The 671-nt window shown below is 36.2% G+C and carries 2 pseudogenes (1 of these 2 running past the window's edge); both read left to right on the plus strand.

The annotated features are described in order from the left end of the window. Nucleotides 1-2: 2 nt before the first annotated feature. A pseudogene (locus tag EDM02_RS00360) lies at nt 3-296 on the plus strand (transposase family protein); the annotation flags it as partial. Between the two features lie 142 nt (nt 297-438). Continuing rightward, nucleotides 439-671 (plus strand): annotated as a pseudogene (locus tag EDM02_RS00365) (transposase) (its annotated part continues 309 nt past the right edge of the window); the annotation flags it as partial.

Raw genomic sequence — 671 nt, forward strand, 5'->3', positions numbered from 1 at the left:
ATGATAGTGGTCATTTAGAGGGCTTATTAGATAAAGTAAACTTACCACCAGGTAGTAGGGTATATGCAGATAAGGGCTATAGCGGCTCACCTAATGAAATATTATTAAAGAAAAAAAAGTTAAAATCAGCTATTCAGAAGAAGGCTACTAAGAATAATCCCTTATCAGTTACCGCTAAGCGGTTTAATAAATTAATAGCTAAGACTCGTTATAAGGTAGAACGTGTATTTGGTAGTATAAAAAATTGGTTCCGCAGTTCGGGAGCCCGCTATATAGGTATTGATAAAATGCATACACANNTAACCGTATCTGAAAGTTATCAAAAAGGAGTAGATCCAGAAGCAAGTTGGACTAAAAAAGGTCCTAAGCTATATTATGGCTATAAACGGCATATACTTGTAGAAAGTAAAGAAGGATTAGTGCTAGCCGTCAGTNNNAAAGAAGAAGGCACTAGAGAGGTTATTAAATATAATTAATGATCAGCTATCTGCCCATGGGGTACTGGTTAAAAATGGCTCAGCTGCTATTGATGCTTCAATAACTCCTACTCCCAGATGTCCTAAATGGAAAAAAAGTTATGATCTTCATGCAGATGGCAGTATAACCGTATCTGAAAGTTATCAAAAAGGAGTAGATCCAGAAGCAAGTTGGACTAAAAAAGGTCCTAAGCT

Source organism: Candidatus Cardinium hertigii (genome assembly GCF_003788695.1).